The organism is Streptomyces sp. SLBN-8D4 (genome assembly GCF_049739545.1).
GTDB classification, from domain to species: domain Bacteria; phylum Actinomycetota; class Actinomycetes; order Streptomycetales; family Streptomycetaceae; genus Streptomyces; species Streptomyces canus_C.
In genome coordinates, this window is the sequence record NZ_JBMGQC010000001.1 from 6,800,540 (window position 1) to 6,826,369 (window position 25,830).

The window sequence follows — 25,830 nt, forward strand, 5'->3', positions numbered from 1 at the left end:
GCGGCGGCTGTCATGACGGGGTGCGCACCAGGTGCGTCAGGGCGCGGGACGTGGCCAGTACGGAGGCGAAGGCGGCCACCGGCGTCGGGTGGTAGACGATGTCGAAGACCTCGTCGGGCTCGCCCTGCGGCATCGTGCGCACGGCGGGCATCGCGCCGTCCGGCTGCTGGGCGGCGGCGAACCCCTCCCAGGCCCGCTCGTCGAACGTGAGCCGGGGCAGACAGGCGTCGACGACGAGCAACTCTCCGAGCAGGTCCCAGCGTTGCAGGTCGAGCCAGTCGTCCAGCCAGACCGGAGGCCAGGTCGCGAGGTAGTCGGCGACCTCGGCCGGCAGACCTTCGGGCCTCTCTCCCCAGTCGGTGAGATGGAAGACGGTGTGGGTGATGTCGTAGGCGATGTGCCCCTCCACCGTCCAGGGTTCGGGTGCGCGCCCCAGCCAGGTCGCGCCGACGAGGTCGGCTTCCGGCAGCCGGGGAGGCAGGCCGAAGCGGCGCTGGAAGGCGGACAGGCCCAGGCGGCGGACCGGTGACATCTCCAGCGCGGCGAAGCTGTCCAGCCGTTGGTTGAGCCGGAAGGCCCGCTCGGCCTCGGGGCTGCTGTAGCCCAGCTCCTTGAACGGCAGGTACACGGCTCCGGCAGGCCGGCGAGCCAGGTGCGGTCCAGTGCCCGCGCCATGTCCCCGTGTTCCGGGATGCCGCTGCGGCGCTCGGAGTTGAGCACACTCATGCGCCGGTTCGGTTCCTGCTCCGTCACGTGCCAGCCGCGGGTGCGGGCCACCGTCGCGGTGGCGCGCTCATAGCCTTCGTGGCGCAGGCCCGCCGACGCGAAGGCCGCGTACAGCTCCAGCGGATAGGTCGCGAAGGGTTCGAGGCGCTGCAACTCCGTGAACAGGGCGCCACGCCCGGTCTGGTGCCATGCGAACGACAGCAGGTCGGACGCCGTCACGTGGAGCGGGTCGGCCGGTTCGGTGTGCCGTCGTACGCAGACGCACACCTGGGCCAGCTCCCCGAGGGGCTTCCAGGTGGTGTTCACGTTGCCGTGCTCGGCGAGCGCGTCGTCGCCGAGCGCGAATCCGTCGCGGTGGGCGGACACCCAGGTCAACGCGGCCTCGGCCAGGTCCCGGACCTCGCGCGTCGCCTGGACCTCGCGCGTCGTCTGGACCCCGCGGGTCGACCGGACCCCGGGGGCCGCCCCGACCTCGGGCGCCGTCACACCAGCGCTCCGGTCCGCATCGGTTGGGCGGCCTCGACCTGGAGCGCCACCCGGGCGTCCTCGCCGCCCATCTGCGCCACGAACTCAAGGCCGGTGTCCAGGCCCAGTGTCTGCGGCACGTCGTCCAGGAGGACCAGCCGGCGTCCCGCTCCGCTGCCTGGAGCCAGTCGCGGCGGCGGACCGCCCGGACGAACCCCCGGGCGACATCGAGGGGACGGCGGCGCGCCGCACGGGCCACCGCGCAGTCCTCGCCGGGCAGCGCGAGCGCGGCGAGTTGGTGGGTCAGGAACTGCCATGGCGCGTCGTCGAGCCAGGCCGCCCCGGGTTCGCTGTCGTCGCCCGACGCGCCGTCGAGGGACGCGTCCAGCCGCAGGAGCGCCCGCCTCATGGCCCAGTGACTCCACACCGAGGTGGGAGCGGCTTCGGCGGGGGGCGGATAGGCGTGTACGGCTCTGCTGAACAGGGTGAGGTCGTCCGGTTCGGGGGGCGGGCAGCGCAGCAGGACGCTCGGCAGGACGACATCGGCGCCCACCACCCGTACGGTGGCGAGGGACGGGTCGGCGGTCGTCCCGGGGCCCTGCCCCTCGGCGATCGCGCCTCCGAGGTGAGGCCCTGCACCGCGCCCGCGAGGCGGGTCGAAGTGCCTGACTGCTCCATTCGGATTCTCCCGTCAGCCCTTCTTCGGCCGTGGCGTCGGAGGCGACAGCAGGAGGTTGCTCGACGAGGACGTCAGAGCGAGCGCCGCGCACTGGCGGCTGTCGCGGTAGACCCCGTCGGCCTCGACGGGTCGAGAGCCGCTTCGACGTCGGTGCCGGGAACCTCGGTGAGGTCCTCGAGCTGGAATTCGGTGGAGGACATACCACCATCTCCTTTGCGAGAGGTCTGCGGGTATCAGTACATGTCACCGCATTGGGGGATCTATGCAAAAAAGGATGATTTGTCTAGTTCGTGCGGGATTCAATTGCCTGCTCGCGAGTAGTTGACGAGCAGTTCTAGTGCGCGCCGCCGCGCTCCTCACGGATCTGCGCGACCACCCGGGCCACCGTCTGCCGTACCGCTTCCGTCTCGGTGAGGAAGTGCCAGTAGTCGGGGTGGCGGCCCTCCAGGGTGGCGATCGCCCGGTCCAGGCGGGCCACCGAGTCGTCCAGGGGGCGCGCGTGCCGTGGGTCGGGGGTGGTGCGGCCGGTCATGGCGAGGCGCTGGGCGTCGCGCAGGGCGAAGCGGGTGCGGTCGATCTCCTGCTGGGGGTCCTTCTGCACGGCGTTCAGCCGGCGCAGCCGGTCGCCGGCGGCGGACACGGACTCGTCGCTGGTGTTGAGCAGGGCGCGGACCGTGGAGAGCAGCGAGGTGGCGTCCGGCCAGCGCTGTTCGTCGCGGGCGACGCGGGCCTCGCGGAGCTTCTGCTCGGCCTGCCGGACGTTCTCCGCGGCCTGGTCCGGCACGTGTTGGAGGTCCTGCCAGCAGGCGGCGGTGAACCGGCGGCGCAGTTCGCTGAGGACCGGGTCGACCTGGCCCGCGCGCGTGGTGAGGGCCTCGGCGCGGGTGCGCAGGGAGACCAGCCGGTGGTCGATCTCCGCGGCTCGCTCCGGCAGCCGCTCGGCCTCGACCCGGATCGACTCGGCCTCCCGCGCGACCAGTTCGGCGCGCTCCAGGGTCTGCGCCACGCCGTGCTGCCCGGCACCCTGGTTCAGCTTGGTCAGTTCGGGTCCGAGGGTGGCGAGCCGGGCGGCGAGGTCGTCCGCCTTCAGCCCCGACTCCCGTACCGCGTCAAGGGCGTTGGAGGCGGCCAGCAGCCCCTGCCGGGCCCGCTCCACGGCCGGGGCGAGGCGGGCGAGCCGGGTCTCGGCCTTGTCGAGCAGCGGGCCTAGGCTGTCGCCGAACCGGTCCAGCTCCTTCTTGATGTTGCCGAGCTCGTCCTTGGCCCGGGTGAGCTCGGTACGCGCGTGTGCGGCGACCGACGCCTCCAGGTCGTCCCGGTCGAGGTCATGGGCGTCGACGGCCTCGATGTAGTGGCGGCTGGCCTCGTCGATGCGTCCGCTGATCGCCTGGAAGTCGGCGACCGCCCGCCGGGCGGCGGGGGAGTCGTCGACGGCGGTGATGGTCTCTATCGAGATCCGCAGATCCCGCTGGGCGGTGTCCAGTTCGTAGAACGCGGCCGCGGCGGCGTCCTTCGCGGCCTGCGCCTCGGCCCGCTGGCTCTCGGCGCGCCCCCCGAACCAGCGCCGGGTGCCGCCGCCGGCGAACGCGGCCGGCAGCGCGAGGGCGGCGAGCAGGGGCAGACCGACGAGCGTGAGGGTGTCCCTGAGCGCCCGGCGGTGTGCACGCGGCACCGACGACGACGAGTACGACTGCGATGGTGTCGCCGTCACATCCCTCTCCCGTGCTGTGTTCGTCCTGGCGGTGCCCGGTGTCATTCTCCCACCGGTAAGGGACGAACACACGGGCCGGTCAGTTCGCGGTTCGCACCGTGATCTTCCCGTCTCCGCTCTGGGCGGACACGAAGTGGTCGCTGGAGTCGGAGCGGGGCACGGACACGTCGACCCCGCCGTCACCGGACTTCGTGTCGACGCGGTAGGTGGCCTTCGGCAGCTCGACGGTCACGGAGCCGTCGCCGCTGCGGGTCTCCACCCGCTCCGGTACGGCGCCCAGTTCGAGGTGGAGCGAGCCGTCCCCGGTACGGGCGGTGACCCGGCGGGAGGTGACCTGGGCGCGCATCGACCCGTCGCCGGTGCGCAGCTCCAGCGGCCCGCTGGAGTCGGTGACCCGCACGGAACCGTCACCGGTGCTGATGCTCAGCGGCCGGGTGAAACCCCGGGCCCGGACGCTGCCGTCGCCGTCCACGACCTTCACGCCGATGTCCCGGGGCACCTCGATGCGGTGCTTGGCCGCGCAGTCGGCCACGACACCGCTGCACTTCATCCGCAGCACCAGCCGGTCGTCCTTCATCGACCAGGTCACCTCGGGGTCCTTGCCGACGGCGACGGTCCCCTGGAACCAGCGGGTGACCTCGATCGTGCCCGCCTTGTTCGCATCGGCGGCGACGATCTCCAGCGCCGAGTCGTCGGAGTCGACGGTCAGGGTGCGGCCCTGGAGGGCGAAGGACTTGTGATCGGGGGTCTTGTCGTCCCCGGCGGAGGCACCGCAGGCGGTGGCCCCCGCGACGACGAGCGCGAGGATCCCGGCCGCGGCGGCGGCACGTGCGGGAACGGAACGGACCATGTCGATCTCCCCCTGATCTAGCCCTGGGCGGGCGGTCGCGGGCAGTCCGCGACCTTGCTTCGACCCTAGGGACCGGGGCCCGGGCGGGGGATCCGGGTCGCTCCCGGATCGGGGGTGGGGTTTTCCCCCGTACCGACCCTGATCGCGCCGGTCCCGCGGGTAAGGGTTTGCAGGGCAGGGCCCCGGGCAAGGTAGGCTGTCGACTCGTCTCGGGTGCGTAGCTCAGGGGTAGAGCGCCTGCCTTACAAGCAGGATGTCGGCGGTTCGAAACCGTCCGCGCCCACATCACGAAGGACCCCGGCCGTCTCGGCCGGGGTCCTTCGTCGTTCAGCCCGCTTCCTGCTTGCGGGACGCGTGCTTCAGCCCGGTCCGGGCGTCGACGCGGTCCGGGGTCTCCACTTCCCTCCAGAAGCGGTGGGTGGTGACGAAGACCGCGAGTTCGTGTTCGCGCTGCCGGAGCTTCTCCACCTCGGCCTGTTCGTCGGGGGTCCAGCCGGGGGAGGCGGGGCGCTCCACCTTCCGCCAGCCGTTGTCGTCGCTGAAGCCGTCCAGCGGTGCGACCGACCAGGGGAGCCGCTTGAGCAGGGCCGACAGCTCGGCCCGGACCTGATGCAGCTCCTCCTGACCGGCGAGGAGGTCACTCGGAAAGTCATAGGTCTCAGCCACGAGACAATGCTACGCCTGTTCGATTTTGGGTGGCGAGTGGCTTCGGGAGGTTCATGCGAACGGGTGTGAGCGAACACTCCAGTTGGCCAGTGCGAGCCTCTTCATTCGTCGGCCTCAGCCACGGTGGGACCTCCCACAGCGATCCGCTGCACAAGCTCGTCGACCTGACCCGCGATGATCATCCTTCGGCGCTCCAGCAGATTCCGGTAGTCGCACAGTGATACGGCTTCTCCCCTGGATGCCGCCTGGGTCAGGGCGAACCGGGCCTCGACCTCCAATGCCAGGTAGGCCCTGCGGCGTGCGTGAGCCGCTTGCTGATGCACCTCCGGTTTCAGGAAGGCGATGGCGGCGCTCAGCCCCGCGCTGACCAGTGCCAGTACTGCCGCTGGGATACGGGCGTCTGCTGAAGAGAGCCCCGTTGCGCCCGAGATCCCGGCGAGCACGGCGGCCGGCAGTCCGAGCGCGGCGTGGGCGAACCGCCAGAACCGCCGACGGAAGCGGTTCTTGCGGGCCTGTTCTGCGCACTCTGCCTGAAGGTCGGCGACCTGATTCCCCACGACGTCATCTGCCATGCAGCGAGCCTGCCACCTGGCCGGGCGGCGACCGGCCGGTCCCGTACACATCAGTCGGACGCCCGGACGGTGCGTTCCGCGGGTTCCGCGGGTTCCGGAAGTGTCCGTCCCAGGCGGGCGAGTGGGGACAGGGCCATCACCACCGGTGACAGCAGCATGCCCGCGGCCGTCACCAGGAGGCTGGTGCGCAACCCCCACTCCTGCGCGAGGTATCCGCCGAGCAGGGAGCCGAGCGGGGTCAGGCCCATGCCGACGAACGTGATCGTGGCGGCCGCGCGGCCCTGCATGCCGTCCGGGGTGACCGCCTGCCGGACGGCCATGACCGTGACATTCACCAGCTGGCCGCCCGCGCCGAACACGAAGCCGACCGCGAGGAGCGCGGCGACCGTCGTCGCCGATGAGCCGTGCAGCGCGGGTACCCACAGGAACGCGCCGTCGCCGAGTGCCGCCGCGGACACGAGCACCGCACCATGACCGAACCGGCCCGGCAGACGGGCGGCGAGCAGCGATCCCAGGAGCGCGCCAGGACCCGTCGCCGCGAGCGACAGCCCGACGACGGTGCCCGACAGATGCAGTTCCCGCGGCAGGAAGAGCAGATGGACGGTCATCAGCGCGGCGAAGGAGAACTGGAAGGCCGCCGAGGCGAGGCACACGGCCCGCAGCGAGGTGTCGCCGACGACGAAACGGAGCCCCTCGTGAATGCGCCGCCCGGTGCGAGCAGGACGCCGCAGCTCCGGGAGCTCCCGGACTTCCGGGACCGCTTCGCTCCGCCGGATCCTTCGGATCGACAGGAACGACAGCGTGAAGAAGAACGCGCCGACGGCGGCGGCGACCGGCGCCGACAGCCATGACACCAGCGCCCCGCCGAGGGCCGGACCGCCGATCTGCGCCGCGGACCGGCTGCCCTCCAGCGCGCTGTTGCCCCGCACCAGCTGATCGCGTCTCACCAGCCGTACGAGAGACGACTGGTAGGCGACGTCGAAGAACACGGACAGGACGCCGACGGCGAAGACGACCACGAACAGCGCGGGCAGGCCGAGCCAGCCGAGGAACCCGGCCAGGGCGGCGGCGCCGAGGGCCAGGGTCCGGCCGGTGTCCGACAGCACCATCACCGTACGGGTCCGCCACCGGTCCACCCACGCGCCGACGAAGAGCGAGAGCAGCAGGATCGGCGCCTGCCCCACCGCTCGCAGGACGCCCAACTCGCCGGCACCGGCGTCGAGGGTCAGTACGGCGAACAGCGGCAACACCAACAGGCTTGTGTGTTCGCCGAGTTGGGAGGCCGTCTGGCCCACCCAGAGGCTACGGAAGTCGCGGTCCCGCCACAGGCTCGACGGGACGGACCGATCGGAACGATCGGAATCGGGTACGGCGGAAGAAGAGGACGGCACGGGGATCCTCGGATCGAAGGCAGGCTGTGCCGCACCGTCGAGGGCAGCACGCGATGACAGGCCGGAGGGCCTACGACGTCACAGCGCGCTCGGAATACCGACCATGTCCTCGCTCCTCCCGGGTCGCTCCCCGCCCCCGCACATTAGCCGGACCAGGCCGGGTAATGGGAGGTCGATCAGCCCCTGGTGAGAAGGAGCCGAGGATGACCGACGACGCCTACCTGTTCCTGCTCGACGACGCCTCCGCGCAGCTCGGCGTGCCCCCCGCCGCCGTCGGCGAGCTCGCGTGCATGGAGACTCCCGCAGTTCGCGCGTGGCTGGATGCCCAGGGTTCCACGCCGACCTCCCCGCACCTGCGTCTGCTGCCGCCGGAGGAGACCGCCGCCGTGCCCGAGGGGGCCGAACGCCTGCCCGTGCCGCTGAGCGACGAGGAACTGAGCCGGGTCCGCCACCACCTGGCCCCGGAGTCCCTCGCCGGGGTCGAGGAGGAGCTGCTCGCCTACCGCGACACCGCGGACGGCCGGGACGGCCTGATCGGACGCGCCCTGGCCGCCGGCGTGCCACCGCACCGTGTCGTCGAACTGACCGGCGTGGACCCCGCGACCGTCACCGCCGCCGCGCAAGGCTGACGCCGAGATCGCCGTACGGACTCACGCACCCGGACCGGGATCCGGGTGCACGGCCGACTCGATGCCGGCGCGGGCCGCCTCCAGCTGGGCTGCGAACGCGATGCCGAGGAACAGCGCGACAGCGGTGAGGTTCGCCCACAGCAGCAGGGCGATGAAGGCCGTGAGCGGGCCGTACACCGCGCCGAAGGCACCGCTTTCCTCGACGTACAGCGCGAGCAGCCAGGTGGCCGACACCTACAGCAGCAGATGCACGGCCGAGCCGAAGGCCAGCCAGGTGTAACCGGGCTGCACGCGACGCGGCGACCAGCGGAAGATCACGGCGGAGGCCACCCAGGCCAGCGCGAGCCCCACCGGCAGGTCCAGCACACCCCACCAGCGCGGCCCGCCGCCCTCCCGGCCCGCGGACTCGGCCACCGCGTCGCCCACGGCCTCGCCGGCGACCAGCACGACGAACCCGAGCACCAGGGGCAGACCGGCGGCGATCGCGAGCACGATCCCGCGCGCGTACTTGCGCGGGAAGGCACGGTCGCGCTCGATGCCGTAGATCCGGTTCGCGCCGCGCTCGATCTGGCCCATGGCCGAGGCGAGGTTCAGCAGGGCGAAGCCCAGACCGAGCCACAGGGCGAGCGTGCTCCAGACACTGCCGTGCGCGGTGCGGCGGGTGCCGTCGAAGGCGTCCTTGACGATGTCGGCGCTCGCGCCCGGCACGATCCGGCCCAGCGTGAGCTCGATGATCCGGCCCACGCCCTCCGTGTGCACCGACGTGGCAAGCCCGACCAGCGCCACGGTGCACGGCACCAGCCCGAGGACCACCTGGAAGGCGAGGGCCCGGGCGTTGGTGAAGCCGTCGGCGTAACGGAACCGGGCGAAGGAGTCGGCCAGCAGCCGCAGGCCGCCGTAGTGGCGCAGGGCGGTGAACGCCTCGTCTCCGGAGAGCTCGTCCCCGATCATGTCCCGGGTCTGCGGGACGCGGACGGCGGTACCCATGGCGTGGACGCTCCTTGCTCGGACGGCTGGTCCCTGTGCGGTTGCCCCGAGAACCGGATTGTCAGCGCCGCCCGCCGAACTCCCACGCGTGGACCTCCACGGCCGCGTACCGCTCCGCGGTCAGCACGGCTCGGGCCCGCTCCGGGTCCGGGGCGCGGACCAGGGCCGCCGTGCCCAGCCAGGCGGTGGCGTCGTCGGAGAGCAGGGGACCGTAGGCGATCAGATCGTCCCTTTCCGGCGGTACGGCGAGATCGACGGCCTCGCCCGTGCCGAGACCGAGCACCAGGTACCGGTCGTCACCGGTCCGGCCGCCGGGGAAGTCCCACATGGTGCGGCCCAGCAGATTGCGCCAGCGACGCAGCAGCACGTCCCGGTACGCCCCGGCCTGGTAGTTGGGCTCGTCGAACGCGAACGCGCGCGCCGCGGCGGGGTCGGGCAGATCGACGATGTGCACACTGCCGGTCGGTGTCTCCCCGTCGGCGCCGAACGTCGGCCCACGGGCGATCAGTTCGTCCGCGAACCGGTCCATGTAGGACCAGTGCGCTTCCGTCAGCTCCTCCCGCAGGGGCAGGGAGCCGGGCCGGTCACGGTGGTAGCAGAAGAACTCCATGGCCCCAGAGCCTTGTCGATCCACGTCGGCATCTCAATGGCATTTGGCCCGGGAGCGCCCGCGCGCCGAGATCGTCGTAGAGCCACTTGGTTCACCGCTCCGGCTCCCCGGTCGGGAACGTCGGCCCCGCTTTCGTCCAAGCTTCGTCGGTGCTTTGTCCATGGACCGGGCCGCGGCCGGGAGGCGAGGGTCTGTTCATGGACGCGGATCTTGAGGAGTGCCGTGCATAGCCCGGCGGTCGAACGGCGACGGATGCCAAGTGGGCTGCTCGCGCTGGCCGTCGGCGGGTTCGGCATCGGGCTGACCGAGTTCCTGATCGCGGGCCTGCTGCCGCAGGTGGCGTCGAGTTTCGCGGTGTCCGAGGCGGCCGCGGGCCGGCTGATCTCCGGATACGCGCTGAGCGTCGCGGTCGGCGCGATCGTCCTGACCGCGGCGACCGCACGGCTGCCCCGCAAACAGGTTCTGGTCGGCCTGGTGGTCCTGTTCGTCCTCGGCAACCTGCTGTCCGCGATCGCGCCGAGCTACCCGGTGATGCTGTGGGGGCGGATCGTCGCTGCCCTGTGCCACGGTTCGTTCTTCGGCATCGGCTCCCTGGTCGCGCGCAGCCTGGTCGCGCCGGAGCGCAAGTCCCGCGCGGTGGCCGTCATGTTCGCCGGGCTGACCGTCGCGAACGTGCTCGGCGTGCCCTTCGGCGCGCTGGTGGGGGAGCACTGGGGCTGGCGGGCCGCGTTCTGGGCGGTCACCGCGGTCGGCCTGCTCACGCTCGCGGGGATCATCGCGTGCGTGCCGGGCCGCACCGTTACGACACCGACGACGGAACCGGCGCCTCCCACCGGCCTGCGCGCCCAGCTCGGCGCCTTCCGGTCCGGGCAGGTCTGGCTCACCCTGGTGGCCACCGCGCTCGGCTACGGCGGGATGTTCGGCGCGTTCAGCTACATCGCCTACACGTTCACCGAGGTCGGCGGCTTCTCCTCGGCGGATGTCGCCTGGCTGCTCATGGTGTACGGCGTCGGCCTGGTCGTCGGGAACATGGTCGGCGGTCGGGCCGCCGACCACGACCGCGACCGTACGCTGCTCCTCGCCCTGGCCGGTCTCACCGTCACCCTGGCCGTGTTCGGACTGCTCGCCGAGAGCCCCACGGCGTCGGTGGTGCTGGTCTTCCTGATGGGCGTGTCCGGGTTCGCCGGCGTGCCCGGCATGATCACCCGAGTCACCGACCACGCGCAGGGCGCCGCGCTGGCCGCAGGCGCCAACGTGTCCGCGTCCAACATCGGCAACGCCCTGGGTGCCTGGGCCGGAGGCCTCGCCATCACCGCGGGTCTCGGCTACACCGCACCGCTCTACGTCGGCGCGGGCATGGTGCTCACCGCCGTCGCCGTCATGGCCGTGGCCGCGCGTGGAGCAGGGTCGGCCGCTGGGCAGGACCGCACGTCGGCGCTCCGGCGATGACTTCCGCGCGCCGGGCCGGTCTCAAGGAAACGAGAAGCGCCGTGAGAAAGGAACAGCCATGGAGAATCCGCAGCACGCGCATACGCATACGCAGACGACTTCGGTGGCGGACATGGCACCGCAGACCGCCGCGGGCAAGGTGCTCTGGCACTTCACGATGTCGTTGGACGGGTTCGTGGCCGGTCCCGGGCACACGATGGACTGGATGACGGGGTTCTCGTTCCGGCCCGGCCTCGTCGAGGAGTACGCCGCGACCACCGGGGCCGTGCTGGGCGGCCGGGACGGCTGGGACGCCTTCCCCGACGCCGGTGCCGTCTACGGCGGCGCGTGGAAGGGGCCGCTGTTCGTCCTCACGCACCACCCCGAGGACGCGCCGCCCGCCGGCGGGGTGACCTTCTTGAGCTGCGACATCGCCGAGGCCGTCCGGATCGCCCTGGAAGCCGCCGGCGGCAAGAACGTGGAGGTCTTCTCGCCCACGATCGGCCGGCAGCTCCTCGAACGCGGGCTGATCGACGAGATCGACCTGCACATCGTGCCCGTCCTGCTCGGCGACGGCATCCGGCTGTTCGACCAACCCGGCGGCGCTCCCGTCCGCCTCGAACGCCACGACGGCGGCGACCGCACGGCCGCGGTGAACGTGCGCTACCGCCCGCTCGCGACCGACCCCAGCCACTCGGTCAGGTGACGGCCGACCTCCTCGGGGCGTTCCTGCTGGATCCAGTGGCCGCAGCCGTCGAGGAGGTGGGCGGCGTGCAGACCGGGCAGCGTGGTGGGGAAGGCGTCGATGGCGTCGGACAGCCAGGTGGTGGAGGCGTCCAGGGTGCCGCCCAGGAAGAGCGAGGGCTGTCGGATCGGCGCGCCCGCGTAGGCGGACAGGTCCTTCCAGTCCCGGTCCATCGCGCGGTAGCGGTTCAGGGCACCGGTCAGTCCCGTGCGCTCGAACTCCCCGGCGTAGACGTCGAGATCGTCCTCGGTGAGCCAGGCCGGGAGGCGGCCTGCGGGGAAGCGGTCGCGCAACTGCCCGCCGGGTGCGACGAAGTGCGGGTCGGCGGCCGGGAGGTGGGCGTCGGCGGTGGGCATCGTGTCCGCCGAGAGCGCGGCGTAGAAGCCCGCCAGCCAGCCGCGTACGTCCGGCTCGATCTCCCGCTCGGCCCGGCCGGGCTCCTGGAAGTAGGAGACGTAGAACTCCTCCTCCCCGCCGATCCCGGCGAAGACCTCGCTGGGGCGGGGGCCGCCGGGCGGGGTGTACGGCACGCTCAGCAGGGCGACCGCGTGGAAGACCTCCGGCCGGAGCAGCGCCGAGTGCGCGGCGATCGTCGCGCCCCAGTCGTGCCCGACGACCACCGCGGAACGCTCGCCGAGCGCCGCCACCACGGCCGCGTTGTCCTCCACCAGCTCGGTCATCCGGTACGCCGACACCGCCTCCGGCTTCGAGGAACGGCCGTATCCGCGCACGTCCACGGCGACCGCGCGGTATCCGGCCGCGGCCAGCACCGGCAGCTGGTGCCGCCACGAGTACCAGGACTCCGGGAAGCCGTGCAGCAACAGGACGAGGGGCCCGGTGCCCTGTTCCACGACATGGATCCGGCCGGCGGGACCGGGGACCAGACGGTGGGTGAGGTGTGGCATGTGTCCTCCGTACGTACGGATACGGGCCACGACGAGCATGCGGGGTGGCGACGGGGTCGCGCGAGGTTTGTTGCCGGTTCGGCAAATCCGCAGGTCGGAGGCGTTGTCAGACCCTGCGCCTACGGTGGTCGGCATGGATACGGAGCAGGTGCGGCTGGTGCCCTGGGCGGAGGGCGACTTCTGGCTGCTGGAGCGGACCAACAGCCCCGAGATGACCGACCACTTGGGCGGGCCGGAGAGCGAGGAGAAGCTCGTCGACCGGCATCGGCGGTACGTCGAGTTGTCGTCGGGGCGGATGTACCGCGTCACGCTGGCGGAGGGCGGGGAGACCGTCGGCTCGGTGGGGTTCTGGGAGCGCGAGTGGCAGGACTCGCTGATATGGGAGACCGGTTGGGGGATCCTGCCGGAGTTCCAGGGACGGGGACTGGCCGCGCGGGCGGCCCGCGCCGTGGTGACGGAGGCACGGGCCACCGGCGGACACCGGTATCTGCACGCGTTCCCGAGCGTGGAGCACACCGCGTCGAACGGCGTCTGCCGCCGGGCGGGCTTCACGCTGCTCGGACAGGCCGAGTTCGAGTACCCGAAGGGGCACTGGATCACGTCGAACGACTGGCGGTTCGACCTGACCGGCGGGGACGACGGCTGAGAGTCCGCGCAGAGACGGCCGGTGACGGATCGCCAGGCGACGGGTCGGGCGGGCCGTCAGTGGCCGGCGTCCGCCAGTTCCCCGACCACCCGGGTCGCGACGGGCACCTTCACTCCATGCCGGTCCGCCGCGCGCAGCAACGCCCCACCGATCGCGTCCAGTTCGAGGGGGCGGCCCGCCTCCGCGTCGCGCTGCATCGACGACTTCGTGCCGGGTGGGAAGGCGTCGTAGCGGGCGAGGGCCTGGGCGGGGTCGGCGGGTCCGCCGCAGGCCGCGCTGACCGCGGCGGTCTCCTCGACCAGGGCGGACAGTTCCTCGCGGTGACGGGTGCGTACCTCGCCGAGGGGCAGGGCGTGCAGGGTGGTGAGGAGGGCGAAGGGGGCGAGGAAGGACATCTTGGCCCACAGGGTGGCTGTCTCGTCGTCCAGGACGCGGGTGGTGGGGCCGGCCGCGGCCAGGACGGAGGCCAGGGCGTCCAGGCGTTTGCGGGGGACGCCGTCGCCGGTCAGGTCGAGCTCGGCGAAGGGGCTGCCGTGCTCGATGACGCCCGGCGCGACCCTCGTCGACTCGACCCGGATCACCGCGGGGGCGACCCGGTCCGGGCGGTAGCGGGTGCGCAGGGTCGCCGGGTGCTCGACACCGTTCAGGAGGGGGACGGCCAGGGCGTCGCCCAGGGCGGTGGGCGGGACGCGGTCGAGGGCGGAGTGCAGGGAGGTGTGCTTGACGGCGATCACACAGGCGTCGACCGGTTCGCGCAGCTCGGTGTCGGCCTCGACGGGGGTCGTGAAGTCGCCGAAGGTGCCGCTGCGGACCTGGATGCCGGCCGTGCGCAGGGTGTCCGCCGTGTCGTCGCCGGCCAGGCAGATCACCCGGTGTCCGGCGCGGGCCAGAAGGGCGGCGAGGAGGCCGCCGGTGCCACCCGGGCCCAGGACGGCCACGGTGCGTTTTTGGTGCGCGGAGTCGTGCGCCATGTCGGGTTGTTCCTCTCGTCGGTCGGCCCCGGGACCGGTGGCCGCCTCGGCGAGATCATGGCATTCGGAACGGGCGGACGGAAGCGCCGATCCGCTCGGGGAGGGAGACTGTCGGTATGTGCCGCAGTATCAAGACGCTTCGTCCGCCTGTGTTGCCCGAGGAGGCGACGGAGGAGGAGATCCGGGCCGCCGCGCTCCAGTACGTGCGCAAGGTGTCCGGCTTCCGGACCCCCGCCGCCCACAACCGCGAGGTCTTCGAACGGGCGGTGGAGGTGATCGCGGAGGCGACGGCGGAACTGCTGGCGGACCTGGAAGTCAGGGGAACGGCCCGCCGCGAGGCGGGGTGACCCGGGCGGCTCCAGCCGCGAGCAGCGCCGGGTGAGGCGGGCTGCCCCGGGCGGGTGCCGACCGGGACAGCGCCTGTTGGTGCCATGGCTTGCGGCGCGCGGGGCTGTGTCCCTGCGGGGCGACCGGTCCGTAGCCGATGTACGTCCTGCGGTCGCCGGTCGGTTGCTGCTGGGGCTCGACCTGGGGTCGTCTCGTTGCGCGGGGCGGCCGGCCCGTAGCCGTCGCGCGTCCTGCGGGTGCGGGGGTGTGCCGTTGCGCGGGGTCACCAGTCCCTGACCGACGTCCGTCCCGCCGTCGCCGGTCGGGTCCCGCTTCAGCTTGACCTACCTGCTGCCGGGGCCGTGCCGTTGTGTGGCCCCACCGGCCCGTAGCCCGGGTCCGTCCTGCGGTCGCCGGTCGGTTGCTGCTTCAGCTTGGCCTGCGTGCGGGCGCAGGGCCGTGTCGCTGCGCGGCTCCAGTAGCCCCCGGCCGACCTGCCCCCAGCGTCGTCGACGCCGTCAGCCCGCCTCCGCCTGTCCCGGTCGTGGGCGCATCACGAAGGCCGCCACCGCGCCCGCCCCGAACAGCGCGGCCACCGACACCCCCGTCGCCAGCCAGGTCGCGCCCAGCCAGTGGGCGCCGAAGTAGCCGAGGGCCACGCTGTACGCCGCCCAGGAGAGGCCCGCGAGGGCGGACCAGGGGAGGAAGTCACGGGCTCGGCGGTGGGCGGTGCCGGCCAGGAGGGAGACGACCGAGCGGCCGGCCGGGGCGAAGCGGGCGAGGACCACCAGGGCCCCGCCGCCCGCGGAGAGCGCGTCGCCGAGACGTTCCTGCGCGGTGGTGAGGCGACGCGAGCGGGCGATCGCGCGGTCGAGGCGGGCGCCGCCCCGGAAGGCGAGGCGGTACGCCGCCAGGTCACCCAGCACGGAGGCGGTCGTCGCGCAGAGGATCAGGGCCATCACGTCCGGGACCTGTCCGGTCGCCGCACTGCCCGCCGCCGCGGCCGTAGCGGCCGTGATGACCAGCACCCCGCTGGGCAGCAGCGGCACGAACACGTCGAGGAGCACCGACAGCGCGACCATGGCGTAGATCCATGGACTGCCGGTCACTGACCCCAGGCTCTCCAACACCGCGACTCCCCGTGATTCCCCCGTAGACAGCCATACAGCGTACGCGTGGGCAGTGACAGGAGATTCACGGGGGGCTCATGAGAAGCGCGCGGCATGTTCACCCGGCTGGCGCGTCCGCACCGGACGCACCGGACGCGCCGGTGCCCTCCCCACGGACGCGGGGAGGGCACCGTACGTGATCGCCTCAGACGGCCACCGGCTCGGCCGCCGGCTTTCGTTCCTGTGCCGAGCGCTTCGCGAACAGCCGGTCCAGGCCGAACGCGCCGGACCCGGTGAAGACCAGCAGCAGGAAGGCCCAGCTGAACATCGCCGCGGCCTCGCCGCCGTTCTCCATGGGCCACAGAGCCGCCGGCTGGTGCACCTTGAAGTACGCGTACGCCATGGATCCCGCGGCGAGGAGCGCGGCGGCGCGGGTGCCGAGACCCAGCAGCACGAGGCTGCCGCAGACGAGCTGGATCACGGCGGCGTACCAGCCGGGCCAGCTGCCCGCTTCGAGGGTGCCGCCGGTGCCCGCGGCACCGCCGAGGACACCGAAGAGGGAGGCGGTGCCGTGACAGAGGAAGAGCAGGCCGACGACGATGCGGTACAGGCCGAGGACGTATGGCTGGGCGCTGTTCAGGCGTCCGGTCATGTGGGGGACTCCTTCGGTCGGGTCGGTCCCACAGGGGGGTCGCCCCAGGGGGATGGGAGCCGAATCAGCCCTCCACGTTAGGGGCCCCTCTTTGATGCTTGCTAGTTCAACATTTGGCCATCGGTACGCCCCTCTTATCCCTTCCGTTGCACCCGCAGTCGCACGTGGAAGCGCTCCCACGCTTCTCATCGGCGACCGAAAGTGTGTCCGAATCCAGCGGGCTTGACGGTGTATCAGATGTCGTGCCCGGCGAGCCGGGACGCCTCGCGTCCGCTCCCGCCGGTGAGTTCGGACTCCGAGATCGTCACCAGCCGGGTCCCGCCCTCGCCCGACTCCCGCGCGTGGTCCAGCCGCAGCCGCGCCGAACGCCCGCTCAGCGTCAGCGTCATGAGCTGGTTGCCGAACCAGGGACCGCCCGTGTGCCGCCAGGAGACCGGCGGACGCGCACAGCGTCCGTGCCGGGCGAGCCCCCGCCCGAGCGCCCGCGCCGTCGAGCTCCAGCCGAAGCGGAAGCCGAACCGGATGTAGGAGGGCACGGAGTTGTGGACGGGGGAACAGGTGAGCTGGAGGACGCGGGCGTCCGGTCCGCCCGTGCGCCACTTCGGCTCGGCCACGTACGCGTGGTGCACGTCCCCCGACAGCACCAGCACCGTCGCCGGCGCCTCGGGACCCGAACCCACCTCGGCGATCAGGTCCGCCAGAGCCGTGAAGGAGTCGGGGAACGCCGCCCAGTGCTCCAGATCCGCCTTGCGCCGCAGATTCTCCCCGAACCGGGCCCAGCGCGCCCCGCGCTCCCCCCGGCACAGTGCGGCGTCCCACGCCTCGGCGTCATGCACCAGATGCGGCAGCAGCCAGGGCAGCGAGGTGCCGATCAGGAGATGGTCGTAGGAGGAGCGCTCCGCGAGCGCCTGTTCGCGCAGCCACTCCGCCTCGCCGGGGTCCAGCATCGACCGGTTGTCCTCGTCGAGGACGCGGGCCGCGCGGGAGTCCACCATGAGCAGCCGCACCCGGCCGAAGTCGCGCCGGTAACTCCAGCGCACGGAGGCCGCGTCGGCCTCGGCCCGGCAGGCGAAGGCGCGCAACTCGTCGGTTCCGTCGGGGGATCGGCGTACGGCGGCGTAGAGCGGGTCGGCGGCCAGCTCGGCCGGGGGGAGGTTGCCCAGGTGCTGGTAGACCCAGTACGACATCAGCCCGCTCAGCAGCCGCTCCCGCCACCAGGAGAGGGTGCGCATGTCCTCGACCCAGGCGGCGGAGGTGTTCCAGTCGTCGATGACGTCGTGGTCGTCGAAGATCATGCAGCTGGGCACGGTGGACAGCAGCCAGCGCACCTCGGGGTCGAGCCAGGACTCGTAGTAGAGGTGGGTGTACTCCTCGTAGTCCGCCACCTGGTTGCCCGGCGGGTCGCTCAGGTCGCGGCGGGCGGCCAGCCAGCTCCGGGTGGCCGGGGAGGTCTCGTCGGCGTAGACCTGGTCGCCCAGGAGGACGAGGACGTCCGGCCGTTCGCCCTCCGGATCGGCGGCGATCCGGGACGCGAGGGTGTCCAGGGCGTCGGGGCCCACGGGGTCGTGCTCGCCGTCCGGGGGCGCGGCCCAGCGGCAGGAGCCGAAGGCGACGCGGACCGGCGCCTCCTCGGTGGGCGTGTGGATCACCGAGGGCGGGAAGGGCGAGTCCGGCAGCGGCCACACGCGTGTGCCGTCCAGGAACACCTCGTAGGACCGCTCCGTGCCCGGGGCGAGGCCGTCGACGGGCACCAGCGCGTAGTAGTGGCCCGCGATCTGGAAGGTGGGGGCCTCGCCGCCGGTGCCGTCCGAGCAGCGCACCTCGGCGGTGCACGGGCGGCTCGTCTCGACCCACACGGTCGCGGACGAGCCGTCCACGTACCTGAGCAGTGGTCCCACCCGCAGATCCGTCACGTGATCCTCCTCCGTCGCCCCGTACGGTACGGAACGACGGAGGTCCGCGGCGAGGTTCCGTTACGGAATCGTCAGCAGTTGGCGAGGTAGCTCGTCAGCGCGCTCTTCTCCGCGGAGTCGACGGAGAGGTCGTAGTAGTACTTCACCTGGACCCAGGCGCGGACGTAGGTGCAGCGGTACGACGTGACCGACGGCATCCACTCGGCCGGGTCCTGGTCGCTCTTGGACTGGTTCACGTTGTCCGTGACGGCGATGAGCTGGGGGCGGGTGACGTCGTTGGCGAAGGCCTGGCGCTGGGCGGTGGTCCAGGCGCCGGCGCCGGAGTCCCAGGCCTCGGCGAGCGGGACCAGGTGGTCGATGTCGAGGTCGGACGCGGCGGTCCAGGTGGCGCCGTCGTACGGGGAGTACCAGCTGCCGCTGGTGGCGGTGCAGGCGGAGTTGACGACGACGTTCGAGCCGTCCCGCTTGAGGATGTACTCGCGGGTGTTGCAGGTGCCGCTGATGGTGATCCAGGTCGGGAACAGGTCCCGGTTGTAGCCGGTGCGGTTCTCGGTCGCCACGGTGAGCGAGGCGAGGTAGGTGCGGGCGGTGGCCGCGCTGACCGGGGTGGGGAGGGCGGCGGAGGCGGTCGGGCCGTTGAGGACCGCGACGGAGGCTATGAGCGCGGTGAGCGCGCCGAGTATGCTCAGCCGTCGACGCGCGTAGAACTTCGGCATGCGAACTCCCTTGGGGGGCGGGGGTGTTGGAGCGCGAGCGTTCGAATGCTCGCGGCTCCGTGTTGCGGGGAGATGTGCGTACGGTGAGAAGTTAGTGACGCGTACATGACACGACAAGGTTTATGGCGAAACGATCACGTACGATGGAGGGCGTTGAAGGGGAGTAGCTCTTCGCCGGACCGTCGACATACTGCTCAGCTCGTCTGAGCCGGCGCCCGGAGGCAGGTCTTCAGGGATCGGCCAGCGAGACCTTCGGCCAGTAGTGCACTGACTGTGTGCTGCCGTGCCGAGGCGTCGTTTCCCAGGAACACTCTCGGTGGGGCAGCCCCCGACCGATTGAGGACCCTTGATCAGCTTCACCGTGACGGCCGTCGTCTTCGGCGTCGTCTTCCTCGCCGAACTGCCCGACAAGACCGCGCTCGCCGGCCTCGTCCTCGGCACCCGCTACCGCGCCTCCTACGTCTTCGCGGGCGTCGCCGCCGCCTTCGCGCTGCATGTCGCGCTCGCCGTGGCCGCGGGCAGCGTGCTGACCCTGCTGCCGCAGCAGATCGTGCAGGCCGTGACCGGCGTGCTCTTCCTGGGCGGCGCGGCCGTACTGCTCCTGAAGAAGGGCGACGGCGACGAGGAGATCCGCAAGCCGCGGGACCAGTCCTTCTGGAAGGTCGCCGGGGCCGGGTTCATGCTCATCCTGGTCGCCGAGTTCGGAGACCTGACCCAGATCATGACGGCGAACCTCGCGGCCCGGTACGACGACCCGCTCTCCGTCGGCCTCGGCGCGGTCCTCGCACTGTGGACGGTGGCCGGGCTCGGCATCGTCGGTGGAAAGGCCCTGATGAAGCGGGTCCCGCTGAAGCTGATCGCCAAGGTCGCGGCGCTGCTGATGCTGGCGCTCGGGCTGTGGAGCCTGTGGGAGGCCGTGGCCGGCTGAGCTGAACGGCGGGTGAACTGTTCCGGGCGTTCTCCGGGAGGTGGTGGCGAGAACCGGCCCGATTTTGTACCGTGGAGAAACAAAGTGGCCTCCGCTCGTTCTCCCTGACCGGCGGGCGGGGCCGCCTTGTTCCTCCGGGGGGTGCGGAGGCGACACCTCCGAAGCCCCACGTCCCGCGTCCTGGAGCTGCCGATGACGGCCACCGCCGCCCCCACCGTGCTCACCGCCCGCGCCCTCCTGCTCGACATGGACGGCACCCTCGTCAACTCCGACGCCGTCGTCGAACGCATCTGGCGCCGCTGGGCCGACCGCCACGGGCTGGACGGCGACGAGGTCATGAAGGTCGTCCACGGCCGCCAGGGGCACGCCTCGATGGCGGTCCTGCTGCCCGACCGGCCCATGGAACAGAACCTCGCGGACAACGCGCGCATGCTCGCGGAGGAGACTGCGGACATGGACGGGGTGGTGGCGATACCGGGGGCGCCTCAGTTCCTGGCCTCCCTGCGAGGACTGCCCCACGCGCTGGTGACCTCGGCCGACGTGCCGCTGTCCACGGCCCGGATGGCGGCCGCGGGGCTGGAACTGCCCGATGTCCGTGTCACCGCGGAGTCGGTCGGCGCCAGCAAGCCGGACCCCGAGGGATTCCTCAAGGGGGCGGCGGAGCTGGGCGTGGCACCGGCGGAGTGCGTGGTCTTCGAGGACTCCGGGGCGGGGATCGCGGCCGGAAAGGCGGCGGGGATGCCCGTGGTGGGGATCGGTCCGAGGGCCGGTACGCACGGCCCGGACGTCGTGGTGCGGGACCTGGCGCAGGTGCGGGTGGAGGCGCGGCCGGACGGCACGCTGCGGATCCACGTGGGTTGAGAGCTTTCAGGGGTGCGGGGTGGGCGCGACCGGCGCCTGTCCCGCACCCGCACAACCGCCTTACGGTTGCCTCGTCTCCGACTCCAGCCGCTCCCGCGTGACCAGGTCGTACACCCCGTGCTCCGCCACCTGGATCCCTCGCTGCCACTGATACGCGGCGACCGCGTCCTCGACCCCCTCGTTGTAGTGCCCGGCCGCCTTGCGCGAGTACAGCCCGACCTGGGTGAGCCGCAGTTCGAGCTCGACCACCTCCGCCCCCTCGGACCCCCGCCGCAGCACCGGCGGCGCCGTCTCGCGTGCCGCGTCGGACCCGGCCGCCGGATTCGTCGCGGCGGACGCCGTCGGGGTCGCCGAGGGCTCGGCCGACCGGGACGGGCTCGGGGAGGCGCTGGACCTCGACGGGGACGGGGAGGCCGACGGGCTCGCGCTCGCCGTGGCGGACGGCGGTGCGGCGGGCGGCCGTAAGGACGCCGTGGCCTTGGACGGGGGAGCCGACGCGGCGGTCGTCGTCGCGTCCGGGACCGCCGGCCGTACGTCCTGCGGTGCCGCCTCGTCCCGCGACGGCGGCTCGTACGCGAACAGCCCACTGGCGAGACCGGCCGCGGCGACCACGGCCACGACCGCCCCGGCGGAGGCGAGCAGGACGGTACGGCGTCGGGTGCGGCGCGGATGCGCGGCCGCGGTCGAGGCGTGCGCGGAGGCGTCCCGCTCCGCCTCGAACAGGCTCAGATCCGTGGGGCTCGGGGTGGCCGGTGGCGGTAGCGGTGTCGGCACGCGCAGCGGCATCGTGGCGTCCGGCGCGGGCACCCTCGGCACCGGTGCGGTCTCGTCGTCCAGTTCCACGTACGGCCGTATGCGCAGCGGATCGAAGTCCTCCGCCGCGGCCGCGTCCGCCGTACGCGTGTCCCGCAGTGCGTCCGACGCGCGCCGGGTGCACCCGCAGGACGGGGTGTTGTCCGCCCCTCTCCGTGCCCCGCACTCCGGGCACCGATGGCCGTTCGACTCCGCCATGTGTTCGTCCCTCCCCTCACAAACTCCAGAGATTATGCAGAACCCCTCCACAGCCGACTTTCGGAAGCCCCCGGAATATCTGCTTCCAATGGGACTCAACAGGCCGTAAGGGGTCACACCGACCACGATGGAGGGGTAACGAGAGTCTCAGGAGGTCTTCATGGCCGCGGACGCGCACGGTATGACGGAGGATGTGCGAGACACGGGAGAACACCACGTGTCCGGCAACGTCCTCGTCTCGATCGGGGCCCTGCTGCTCGGCATGCTGCTCGCCGCGCTGGACCAGACGATCGTGTCCACCGCGCTGCCCACCATCGTCAGCGACCTCGGTGGCCTGCAACATCTGTCCTGGGTCGTGACGGCGTATCTGCTGGCCTCCACGGCGGCGACACCGCTGTGGGGCAAGCTCGGTGACCAGTACGGGCGCAAGCGGCTGTTCCAGACCGCGATCGTGATCTTCCTGATCGGCTCCGCGTTGTGCGGCATGGCCCAGGACATGACCCAGCTGATCGCCTTCCGGGCTCTGCAGGGGCTCGGCGGCGGCGGGCTGATGGTGCTGTCGATGGCGATCGTCGGCGATCTCGTCACACCGCGCGAACGAGGCCGCTACCAGGGGCTGTTCGGAGCGGTGTTCGGGGCGACGAGCGTGCTCGGACCCTTGCTGGGCGGGCTGTTCACCGAGCATCTGAGCTGGCGGTGGGTGTTCTACGTCAACCTTCCGGTCGGTGTGGTCGCGCTGACCGTGATCGCCGTGGTGCTGCGGATCCCCCGTAAGTCGACCAAGCACGTCATCGACTACCTGGGGACCTTCCTCATCGCCGCCGTCGCCACCTGTCTGGTGCTGGTGGCCTCGCTGGGCGGCAACACCTGGGGATGGGGATCGCCCCAGATCGTCGGGCTCGCGGTGCTGGGGGTGCTGCTGGCCGTGGTGTTCGTGGGGGTCGAACGGCGGGCCGCCGAGCCCGTGCTGCCGTTGAAGCTGTTCGGGGTGCGGACCTTCACCCTGTCCGCCGTCATCAGCTTCATCGTCGGGTTCGCGATGTTCGGGGCCATGACCTATCTGCCCACCTTCCTCCAGGTGGTGCACGGAGTCTCACCGACCATGTCCGGTGTGCACATGCTGCCCATGGTGTTCGGGCTGCTGTTCTCCTCGACCCTGTCCGGGCAGATCGTCAGCCGTACCGGGCGGTGGAAGGTGTTCCCGGTGGCCGGGACCGCGGTCACCACGCTGGGGCTGCTGCTTCTGCACCGGCTCGACGAGAGCAGTTCCACCTGGGTGATGAGCGTCTACTTCTGTGTCTTCGGGCTGGGGCTCGGCCTGGTCATGCAGGTGCTGGTGCTCATCGTGCAGAACGCCGTCTCCTACGAGGACCTCGGCGTCGCCACGTCCGGTGCGACCTTCTTCCGGTCCATCGGGGCGTCCTTCGGCGTCGCCATCTTCGGTACGGTCTTCGCGAACCGGCTCGGGGACAAGCTGGCCGAGGCCCTGCACGGGGCCCAACTGCCGCCCGGGGTCTCGGTGTCCGGGATCGAGGCCGACTCCCGGGGGCTCGCGGAGCTGCCGGGCTCGCTCAGGCCCGAGGCGCTGCACGCGTACGCCTCGTCGATCACCGACGTGTTCCTCTACGCGGCGCCCGTCGCGTTCCTCGGGTTCGTGCTCGCCTGGTTCCTCAAGGAGGACCGGCTGCGGGGGTCGGTCACGGCACCCGACGTCACCGAGACGCTGGCCAGCAACCCCGTGGAACGGTCGTCGTACGACGAGGTGTGCCGGGCGCTGTCGGTGCTCGGGACCCGGGAGGGGCGGCGGGAGGTCTACCGGGACATCACCGCGCGAGCCGGGTACGACCTGCTGCCCGCGGCGAGCTGGCTGGTGCTGCGGATCCGGAAGTACGGGTGGGTGGAGCCGGCGCTGCTCGCCGAGCGCACGTCCGTGCCGCTGGGCGTGATCATCGAGGGGGCGCGGCAGGTGGAGGAACGGGGGCTGGGGACACGGCGGGGGCTTGATCTGTTCCTCACCGAGCCGGGGGAGGAGGTTGCCGCGCGGCTCGCGGCGGCCCGGGAGGCGTCGCTCGGGGAGCTGCTGGGGGACTGGTGGGGGCCCGATCGGCCCACCGATCTTGTGCGGCTGGTGAAGGATCTGAATGACGAATTGTGTGGGTCGGATCGTGAGCAACCGTATGCCACCGGCGGTTGAGCAGGGGGTTCGGGTTCGGGTTCGTGTGCGGGTTCGTGTGCGGGTGCGGGTGCGTGGGGGCGGGCGTTTTTGCGCAGTTCCCCGCGCCCCTGATGCCTGCGGCGCGGTGGGGGGTGCCCGTCCGGACGCCGGCCGCTGCGGGCGGACACCCCCCACCCCGTCCCCTTGCCGCCGTACGCGGCTTGCGGGCCGTCGGGGCTACAGGGGCTTGGCCAGGGTGTGGTCCGCGTAGATGTCGTCGCTGTAGGGCTCTGTCTCCTCGTAGCCGAGCCTCGCGTACAGGGCCAGGGCCTCGGTCAGGTCCTTGCGGGTTTCCAGGACCAGGCGGGTCGCGCCGAGGGCTCGGGCCGCGGACTCCGCCGCTGCGACGAGGAGGGGTGCGCCGCCCTTGCCGCGCAGTTCCTCGCGCAGGTAGACCCGGGTGAGCTCGGCGCTTCCGTCGGGGCGCAGGCGTATGCCGGCTGTGCCGGCCGGTTCCCCCGCGTATCTGGCCACCAGCAACTGGCCTGTCGGAGGGGTCAGTTCGCTTCCGGTCTGTTTCGCCACCTCCCTCTCCAGCTCGGCCGGGTCCGTTCTGCGGTTCTCGTGGAGGAGGTAATAGCGGTCGCTGACCTCTGTGTAGTAGGCGCGCCAGAGTGCCGCTGCCGTGGGGGAGGCGGGATGTTCCGGAGTGATGGTCCAGGTCATGGCTGGATTGTCGCGTACACATATGCGGAGACGGTTTGAACAAAGGGTTCAGGGCAACCCGGCAGACATGTCAACAGGCCTGATCATCGCTCTGATCGTGATCGTGGCGGCCGTCCTCGTTGTGGCGGCCGTCCTGACCCTGCGTGGCCGGGGCGCGCAGCACGGCCGGGGCCTGAAGCGGCGCTTCGGGCCCGAATACGACCGTGCCGTGGCCCGGCACGACGGGGACGAGAAGGCCGCCGAGCGCGAACTCGCCGAACGCGTGGAGCGGCATGGATCGCTGCGCGAGCAGCCACTCGAACCGGCGGAGCGTCAGCGGTACGAGGACCGCTGGACGGCCGCCCAGGAGCGCTTCGTCGACTCCCCTCGGGAGGCCGTCGCCGAGGCGGACCGGCTGCTCGCCGAGCTCGCCAAGGCCCGGGGCTTCCCGGACGGCGGGCAGTACGAGGAACAGTTCAACGCGCTGTCCGTGCACCACGCGGACCACGTGCACGGCTACCGGCGGGTGCACGTGGTGGCGAGTGCCCGGCAGGACGGCGACGGCCGGACGGACACGGAGGACATGCGCGCGGCCATGGTCGAGGCACGGGCCCTCTTCGAGGATCTTGTCGGCCCGTCGCGGAGCCGCGAGGAGTCCCGTACACCCACCGGCGAGTCCCACACGCGCGCCAGCCGGGGACATCAGCCGTGGGCAGTCAACAGGCGTCACGCGAAGGGGAGTTGAGCTGACATGACGGATGCCACGAGCAGGCCGGGGGCCGAGGGGCGGACCGGCAGGGGTACGGGCGACGACCCCGAGGGTTCGCACAGCCCGCTGGTGACGCCCACCGAGACCGAGGCTCCTGATCTGGACCAGAAGGGACGTGCGGCGGGCACCACCGGCGCCGAGCGGCGTGGTGACGAGGGTGGGTTCGGCGGTGACTCCGTCGTCGGTCGTGACAAGGCGTCCGGCCTCGGCCGCGGGACCGCCGGTGTCGGTAAGGGGAGGGATGTGGGCGGGAGCACTCGCGAAGCCCGGCTGCTGCCGCACGACGAGTGCGACAAGCTGAGCGCGCGGCTCCAGCACGCCGTCGCCGGGTTCGTCGACGAACCCCGGTCCGCCGTCGAGGAGGCCGACCACGTGCTGGAGGAGGCCGCCGCCCGGTTCGCCGAGGCCGTGAAGCAGCGTCGGCGCACCCTGCGCAACTCCTGGCAGACCGGCGACGGCGGCCAGAACAAGGCCGTGAGCGCCGGCGACACCGAGCAACTCCGGCTGGCGCTGCGGGACTACCGCGAGCTGACGGAGCGGCTGCTGCACAGCTGACGTCTCGTCCGTACGTACGACCGGCCTGTCGCCCGAAGTCGGGGGGCGGGCCGGTCTTGCGTGCCTTGTGCCGGACACCGCCGTGCCGGGCGATTTATCATGCGGCGGCGGCGAGCCGACGTGGTTGCCGCGCAAGGACCTTCCAGGA

24 protein-coding genes, 1 tRNA gene and 5 pseudogenes are annotated in these 25,830 nt (G+C 71.9%); 11 read left to right on the forward strand and 19 right to left on the reverse strand.

Features of this window, described 5'->3' with window-relative positions; translation table 11 throughout:
* Window positions 1–10: 10 nt before the first annotated feature.
* From RKD20_RS30810 to RKD20_RS30835, 6 genes and pseudogenes are all read right to left on the reverse strand, one after another.
* Window positions 11–628: pseudogene (locus RKD20_RS30810) on the reverse strand (DUF6895 family protein); the annotation flags it as partial.
* Window positions 622–1,212: pseudogene (locus RKD20_RS30815) on the reverse strand (DUF6895 family protein); the annotation flags it as partial. The pseudogenes RKD20_RS30815 and RKD20_RS30810, both read right to left, overlap by 7 nt.
* Window positions 1,209–1,869, reverse strand: a pseudogene (locus tag RKD20_RS30820) (hypothetical protein). The pseudogenes RKD20_RS30820 and RKD20_RS30815, both read right to left, overlap by 4 nt.
* Window positions 1,870–1,882: 13 nt before the next feature.
* Window positions 1,883–2,070: pseudogene (locus RKD20_RS30825) on the reverse strand (hypothetical protein).
* 134 nt (window positions 2,071–2,204) lie between these two features.
* Window positions 2,205–3,581 carry a hypothetical protein gene (locus RKD20_RS30830; protein WP_424880549.1) on the reverse strand — a complete coding sequence of 459 codons (1,377 nt, stop codon included), beginning with the start codon at window positions 3,579–3,581 and terminating at the stop codon, window positions 2,205–2,207.
* Between the two features lie 79 nt (window positions 3,582–3,660).
* On the reverse strand, window positions 3,661–4,431 hold the full coding sequence (locus RKD20_RS30835) for a DUF4097 family beta strand repeat-containing protein (RefSeq protein WP_424880550.1): 771 nt from the start codon (window positions 4,429–4,431) through the stop codon (window positions 3,661–3,663).
* A 211-nt stretch (window positions 4,432–4,642) separates the two neighbouring features.
* Between RKD20_RS30835 and RKD20_RS30840 the strand changes: the two genes are divergently transcribed.
* Window positions 4,643–4,714, forward strand: a tRNA-Val gene (locus RKD20_RS30840).
* Between the two features lie 44 nt (window positions 4,715–4,758).
* On the opposite strand, the gene RKD20_RS30845 is transcribed toward RKD20_RS30840, so the two are convergent.
* The 3 genes from RKD20_RS30845 to RKD20_RS30855 all read right to left on the reverse strand — a co-directional run bounded on the left by RKD20_RS30845 (window position 4,759) and on the right by RKD20_RS30855 (window position 7,060).
* Window positions 4,759–5,097 carry a hypothetical protein gene (locus RKD20_RS30845; RefSeq protein WP_424880551.1) on the reverse strand — a complete coding sequence of 113 codons (339 nt, stop codon included), beginning with the start codon at window positions 5,095–5,097 and terminating at the stop codon, window positions 4,759–4,761.
* 101 nt (window positions 5,098–5,198) lie between these two features.
* Window positions 5,199–5,669, reverse strand: coding sequence for a hypothetical protein (locus RKD20_RS30850; protein ID WP_424880552.1), 471 nt, complete (start codon window positions 5,667–5,669; stop codon window positions 5,199–5,201).
* A 50-nt stretch (window positions 5,670–5,719) separates the two neighbouring features.
* Window positions 5,720–7,060, reverse strand: coding sequence for an MFS transporter (locus tag RKD20_RS30855; protein ID WP_424880553.1), 1,341 nt, complete (start codon window positions 7,058–7,060; stop codon window positions 5,720–5,722).
* A 203-nt stretch (window positions 7,061–7,263) separates the two neighbouring features.
* On the opposite strand from RKD20_RS30855, the gene RKD20_RS30860 reads away from it, so the two are divergent.
* Window positions 7,264–7,689, forward strand: coding sequence for a DUF6003 family protein (locus RKD20_RS30860; protein ID WP_424880554.1), 426 nt, complete (start codon window positions 7,264–7,266; stop codon window positions 7,687–7,689).
* Between the two features lie 21 nt (window positions 7,690–7,710).
* Here the strand turns inward: RKD20_RS30860 and RKD20_RS30865 are convergent.
* Both RKD20_RS30865 and RKD20_RS30870 read right to left on the reverse strand, forming a co-directional pair.
* Window positions 7,711–8,676, reverse strand: a pseudogene (locus RKD20_RS30865) (YihY/virulence factor BrkB family protein).
* A gap of 61 nt (window positions 8,677–8,737) precedes the next feature.
* Window positions 8,738–9,286, reverse strand: coding sequence for a YciI family protein (locus RKD20_RS30870; RefSeq protein WP_424880555.1), 549 nt, complete (start codon window positions 9,284–9,286; stop codon window positions 8,738–8,740).
* Between the two features lie 252 nt (window positions 9,287–9,538).
* Between RKD20_RS30870 and RKD20_RS30875 the strand changes: the two genes are divergently transcribed.
* Window positions 9,539–10,735, forward strand: coding sequence for an MFS transporter (locus RKD20_RS30875; RefSeq protein WP_424883365.1), 1,197 nt, complete (start codon window positions 9,539–9,541; stop codon window positions 10,733–10,735).
* A 58-nt stretch (window positions 10,736–10,793) separates the two neighbouring features.
* A complete protein-coding gene (locus RKD20_RS30880) occupies window positions 10,794–11,420 on the forward strand; it encodes a dihydrofolate reductase family protein (RefSeq protein WP_424880556.1) in 627 nt (208 codons plus the stop codon).
* Here RKD20_RS30880 and RKD20_RS30885 read toward each other — a convergent pair.
* Window positions 11,378–12,364: an alpha/beta fold hydrolase gene (locus tag RKD20_RS30885; RefSeq protein WP_424880557.1), complete on the reverse strand. Its 987-nt coding sequence runs from the start codon at window positions 12,362–12,364 to the stop codon at window positions 11,378–11,380. The two genes, RKD20_RS30880 and RKD20_RS30885, sit on opposite strands and share 43 nt — an antisense overlap.
* A gap of 133 nt (window positions 12,365–12,497) precedes the next feature.
* On the opposite strand from RKD20_RS30885, the gene RKD20_RS30890 reads away from it, so the two are divergent.
* On the forward strand, window positions 12,498–13,010 hold the full coding sequence (locus RKD20_RS30890) for a GNAT family N-acetyltransferase (protein ID WP_424880558.1): 513 nt from the start codon (window positions 12,498–12,500) through the stop codon (window positions 13,008–13,010).
* Between the two features lie 56 nt (window positions 13,011–13,066).
* On the opposite strand, the gene RKD20_RS30895 is transcribed toward RKD20_RS30890, so the two are convergent.
* Window positions 13,067–13,981 carry a ketopantoate reductase family protein gene (locus RKD20_RS30895; RefSeq protein WP_424880559.1) on the reverse strand — a complete coding sequence of 305 codons (915 nt, stop codon included), beginning with the start codon at window positions 13,979–13,981 and terminating at the stop codon, window positions 13,067–13,069.
* Window positions 13,982–14,097: 116 nt separating this feature from the next.
* Here RKD20_RS30895 and RKD20_RS30900 point away from each other — a divergent pair, with 116 nt between their 5' ends.
* Complete coding sequence (locus RKD20_RS30900; RefSeq protein ID WP_424880560.1) at window positions 14,098–14,328, forward strand: DUF2277 domain-containing protein; 231 nt, start codon at window positions 14,098–14,100, stop codon at window positions 14,326–14,328.
* A gap of 498 nt (window positions 14,329–14,826) precedes the next feature.
* On the opposite strand, the gene RKD20_RS30905 is transcribed toward RKD20_RS30900, so the two are convergent.
* The 4 genes from RKD20_RS30905 to RKD20_RS30920 all read right to left on the reverse strand — a co-directional run bounded on the left by RKD20_RS30905 (window position 14,827) and on the right by RKD20_RS30920 (window position 18,698).
* Window positions 14,827–15,390 (reverse strand): DedA family protein, encoded by a 564-nt coding sequence (locus tag RKD20_RS30905; protein ID WP_424883366.1) that lies wholly within the window; start codon window positions 15,388–15,390, stop codon window positions 14,827–14,829.
* Between the two features lie 232 nt (window positions 15,391–15,622).
* Window positions 15,623–16,069 (reverse strand): DoxX family protein, encoded by a 447-nt coding sequence (locus RKD20_RS30910; RefSeq protein ID WP_424880561.1) that lies wholly within the window; start codon window positions 16,067–16,069, stop codon window positions 15,623–15,625.
* 233 nt (window positions 16,070–16,302) lie between these two features.
* The gene (locus tag RKD20_RS30915) at window positions 16,303–17,982 is read right to left on the reverse strand and encodes an alkaline phosphatase D family protein (protein WP_424880562.1); all 1,680 of its coding nucleotides are present in this window, start codon (window positions 17,980–17,982) and stop codon (window positions 16,303–16,305) included.
* 71 nt (window positions 17,983–18,053) lie between these two features.
* Window positions 18,054–18,698, reverse strand: coding sequence for an HNH endonuclease family protein (locus RKD20_RS30920; RefSeq protein WP_424880563.1), 645 nt, complete (start codon window positions 18,696–18,698; stop codon window positions 18,054–18,056).
* 346 nt (window positions 18,699–19,044) lie between these two features.
* Between RKD20_RS30920 and RKD20_RS30925 the strand changes: the two genes are divergently transcribed.
* Entirely contained in the window at window positions 19,045–19,626 is a 582-nt protein-coding gene (locus RKD20_RS30925) for a TMEM165/GDT1 family protein (RefSeq protein WP_424880564.1), read from the forward strand.
* Between the two features lie 192 nt (window positions 19,627–19,818).
* Window positions 19,819–20,487: an HAD-IA family hydrolase gene (locus tag RKD20_RS30930; protein WP_424880565.1), complete on the forward strand. Its 669-nt coding sequence runs from the start codon at window positions 19,819–19,821 to the stop codon at window positions 20,485–20,487.
* A 60-nt stretch (window positions 20,488–20,547) separates the two neighbouring features.
* Here the strand turns inward: RKD20_RS30930 and RKD20_RS30935 are convergent, their stop codons facing one another.
* Window positions 20,548–21,498 carry a peptidoglycan-binding domain-containing protein gene (locus RKD20_RS30935; RefSeq protein ID WP_424880566.1) on the reverse strand — a complete coding sequence of 317 codons (951 nt, stop codon included), beginning with the start codon at window positions 21,496–21,498 and terminating at the stop codon, window positions 20,548–20,550.
* A gap of 160 nt (window positions 21,499–21,658) precedes the next feature.
* Here RKD20_RS30935 and RKD20_RS30940 point away from each other — a divergent pair, with 160 nt between their 5' ends.
* On the forward strand, window positions 21,659–23,692 hold the full coding sequence (locus tag RKD20_RS30940) for an MDR family MFS transporter (RefSeq protein WP_424880567.1): 2,034 nt from the start codon (window positions 21,659–21,661) through the stop codon (window positions 23,690–23,692).
* Window positions 23,693–23,890: 198 nt separating this feature from the next.
* Here the strand turns inward: RKD20_RS30940 and RKD20_RS30945 are convergent, their stop codons facing one another.
* Window positions 23,891–24,379, reverse strand: coding sequence for a GNAT family N-acetyltransferase (locus tag RKD20_RS30945; protein WP_424880568.1), 489 nt, complete (start codon window positions 24,377–24,379; stop codon window positions 23,891–23,893).
* Window positions 24,380–24,446: 67 nt separating this feature from the next.
* Between RKD20_RS30945 and RKD20_RS30950 the strand changes: the two genes are divergently transcribed.
* Both RKD20_RS30950 and RKD20_RS30955 read left to right on the forward strand, forming a co-directional pair.
* The gene (locus RKD20_RS30950; protein ID WP_424880569.1) at window positions 24,447–25,103 is read left to right on the forward strand and encodes a hypothetical protein; all 657 of its coding nucleotides are present in this window, start codon (window positions 24,447–24,449) and stop codon (window positions 25,101–25,103) included.
* Window positions 25,104–25,109: 6 nt separating this feature from the next.
* Window positions 25,110–25,682: a hypothetical protein gene (locus tag RKD20_RS30955; protein ID WP_424880570.1), complete on the forward strand. Its 573-nt coding sequence runs from the start codon at window positions 25,110–25,112 to the stop codon at window positions 25,680–25,682.
* Window positions 25,683–25,830 lie beyond the last annotated feature (148 nt).

Bases quoted from the DNA above. Each gene is read 5' to 3' on its own strand.
- RKD20_RS30835 (WP_424880550.1), bottom strand. From the start codon at position 4,431: ATGGTCCGTTCCGTTCCCGCACGTGCCGCCGCCGCGGCCGGGATCCTC.
- RKD20_RS30850 (WP_424880552.1), bottom strand. From the start codon at position 5,669: ATGGCAGATGACGTCGTGGGGAATCAGGTCGCCGACCTTCAGGCAGAG.
- RKD20_RS30860 (WP_424880554.1), top strand. From the start codon at position 7,264: ATGACCGACGACGCCTACCTGTTCCTGCTCGACGACGCCTCCGCGCAG.
- RKD20_RS30870 (WP_424880555.1), bottom strand. From the start codon at position 9,286: ATGGAGTTCTTCTGCTACCACCGTGACCGGCCCGGCTCCCTGCCCCTG.
- RKD20_RS30875 (WP_424883365.1), top strand. From the start codon at position 9,539: ATGCCAAGTGGGCTGCTCGCGCTGGCCGTCGGCGGGTTCGGCATCGGG.
- RKD20_RS30880 (WP_424880556.1), top strand. From the start codon at position 10,794: ATGGAGAATCCGCAGCACGCGCATACGCATACGCAGACGACTTCGGTG.
- RKD20_RS30885 (WP_424880557.1), bottom strand. From the start codon at position 12,364: ATGCCACACCTCACCCACCGTCTGGTCCCCGGTCCCGCCGGCCGGATC.
- RKD20_RS30890 (WP_424880558.1), top strand. From the start codon at position 12,498: ATGGATACGGAGCAGGTGCGGCTGGTGCCCTGGGCGGAGGGCGACTTC.
- RKD20_RS30895 (WP_424880559.1), bottom strand. From the start codon at position 13,981: ATGGCGCACGACTCCGCGCACCAAAAACGCACCGTGGCCGTCCTGGGC.
- RKD20_RS30900 (WP_424880560.1), top strand. From the start codon at position 14,098: ATGTGCCGCAGTATCAAGACGCTTCGTCCGCCTGTGTTGCCCGAGGAG.
- RKD20_RS30905 (WP_424883366.1), bottom strand. From the start codon at position 15,390: ATGGTCGCGCTGTCGGTGCTCCTCGACGTGTTCGTGCCGCTGCTGCCC.
- RKD20_RS30910 (WP_424880561.1), bottom strand. From the start codon at position 16,069: ATGACCGGACGCCTGAACAGCGCCCAGCCATACGTCCTCGGCCTGTAC.
- RKD20_RS30920 (WP_424880563.1), bottom strand. From the start codon at position 18,698: ATGCCGAAGTTCTACGCGCGTCGACGGCTGAGCATACTCGGCGCGCTC.
- RKD20_RS30930 (WP_424880565.1), top strand. From the start codon at position 19,819: ATGACGGCCACCGCCGCCCCCACCGTGCTCACCGCCCGCGCCCTCCTG.
- RKD20_RS30935 (WP_424880566.1), bottom strand. From the start codon at position 21,498: ATGGCGGAGTCGAACGGCCATCGGTGCCCGGAGTGCGGGGCACGGAGA.
- RKD20_RS30940 (WP_424880567.1), top strand. From the start codon at position 21,659: ATGGCCGCGGACGCGCACGGTATGACGGAGGATGTGCGAGACACGGGA.
- RKD20_RS30945 (WP_424880568.1), bottom strand. From the start codon at position 24,379: ATGACCTGGACCATCACTCCGGAACATCCCGCCTCCCCCACGGCAGCG.
- RKD20_RS30950 (WP_424880569.1), top strand. From the start codon at position 24,447: ATGTCAACAGGCCTGATCATCGCTCTGATCGTGATCGTGGCGGCCGTC.
- RKD20_RS30955 (WP_424880570.1), top strand. From the start codon at position 25,110: ATGACGGATGCCACGAGCAGGCCGGGGGCCGAGGGGCGGACCGGCAGG.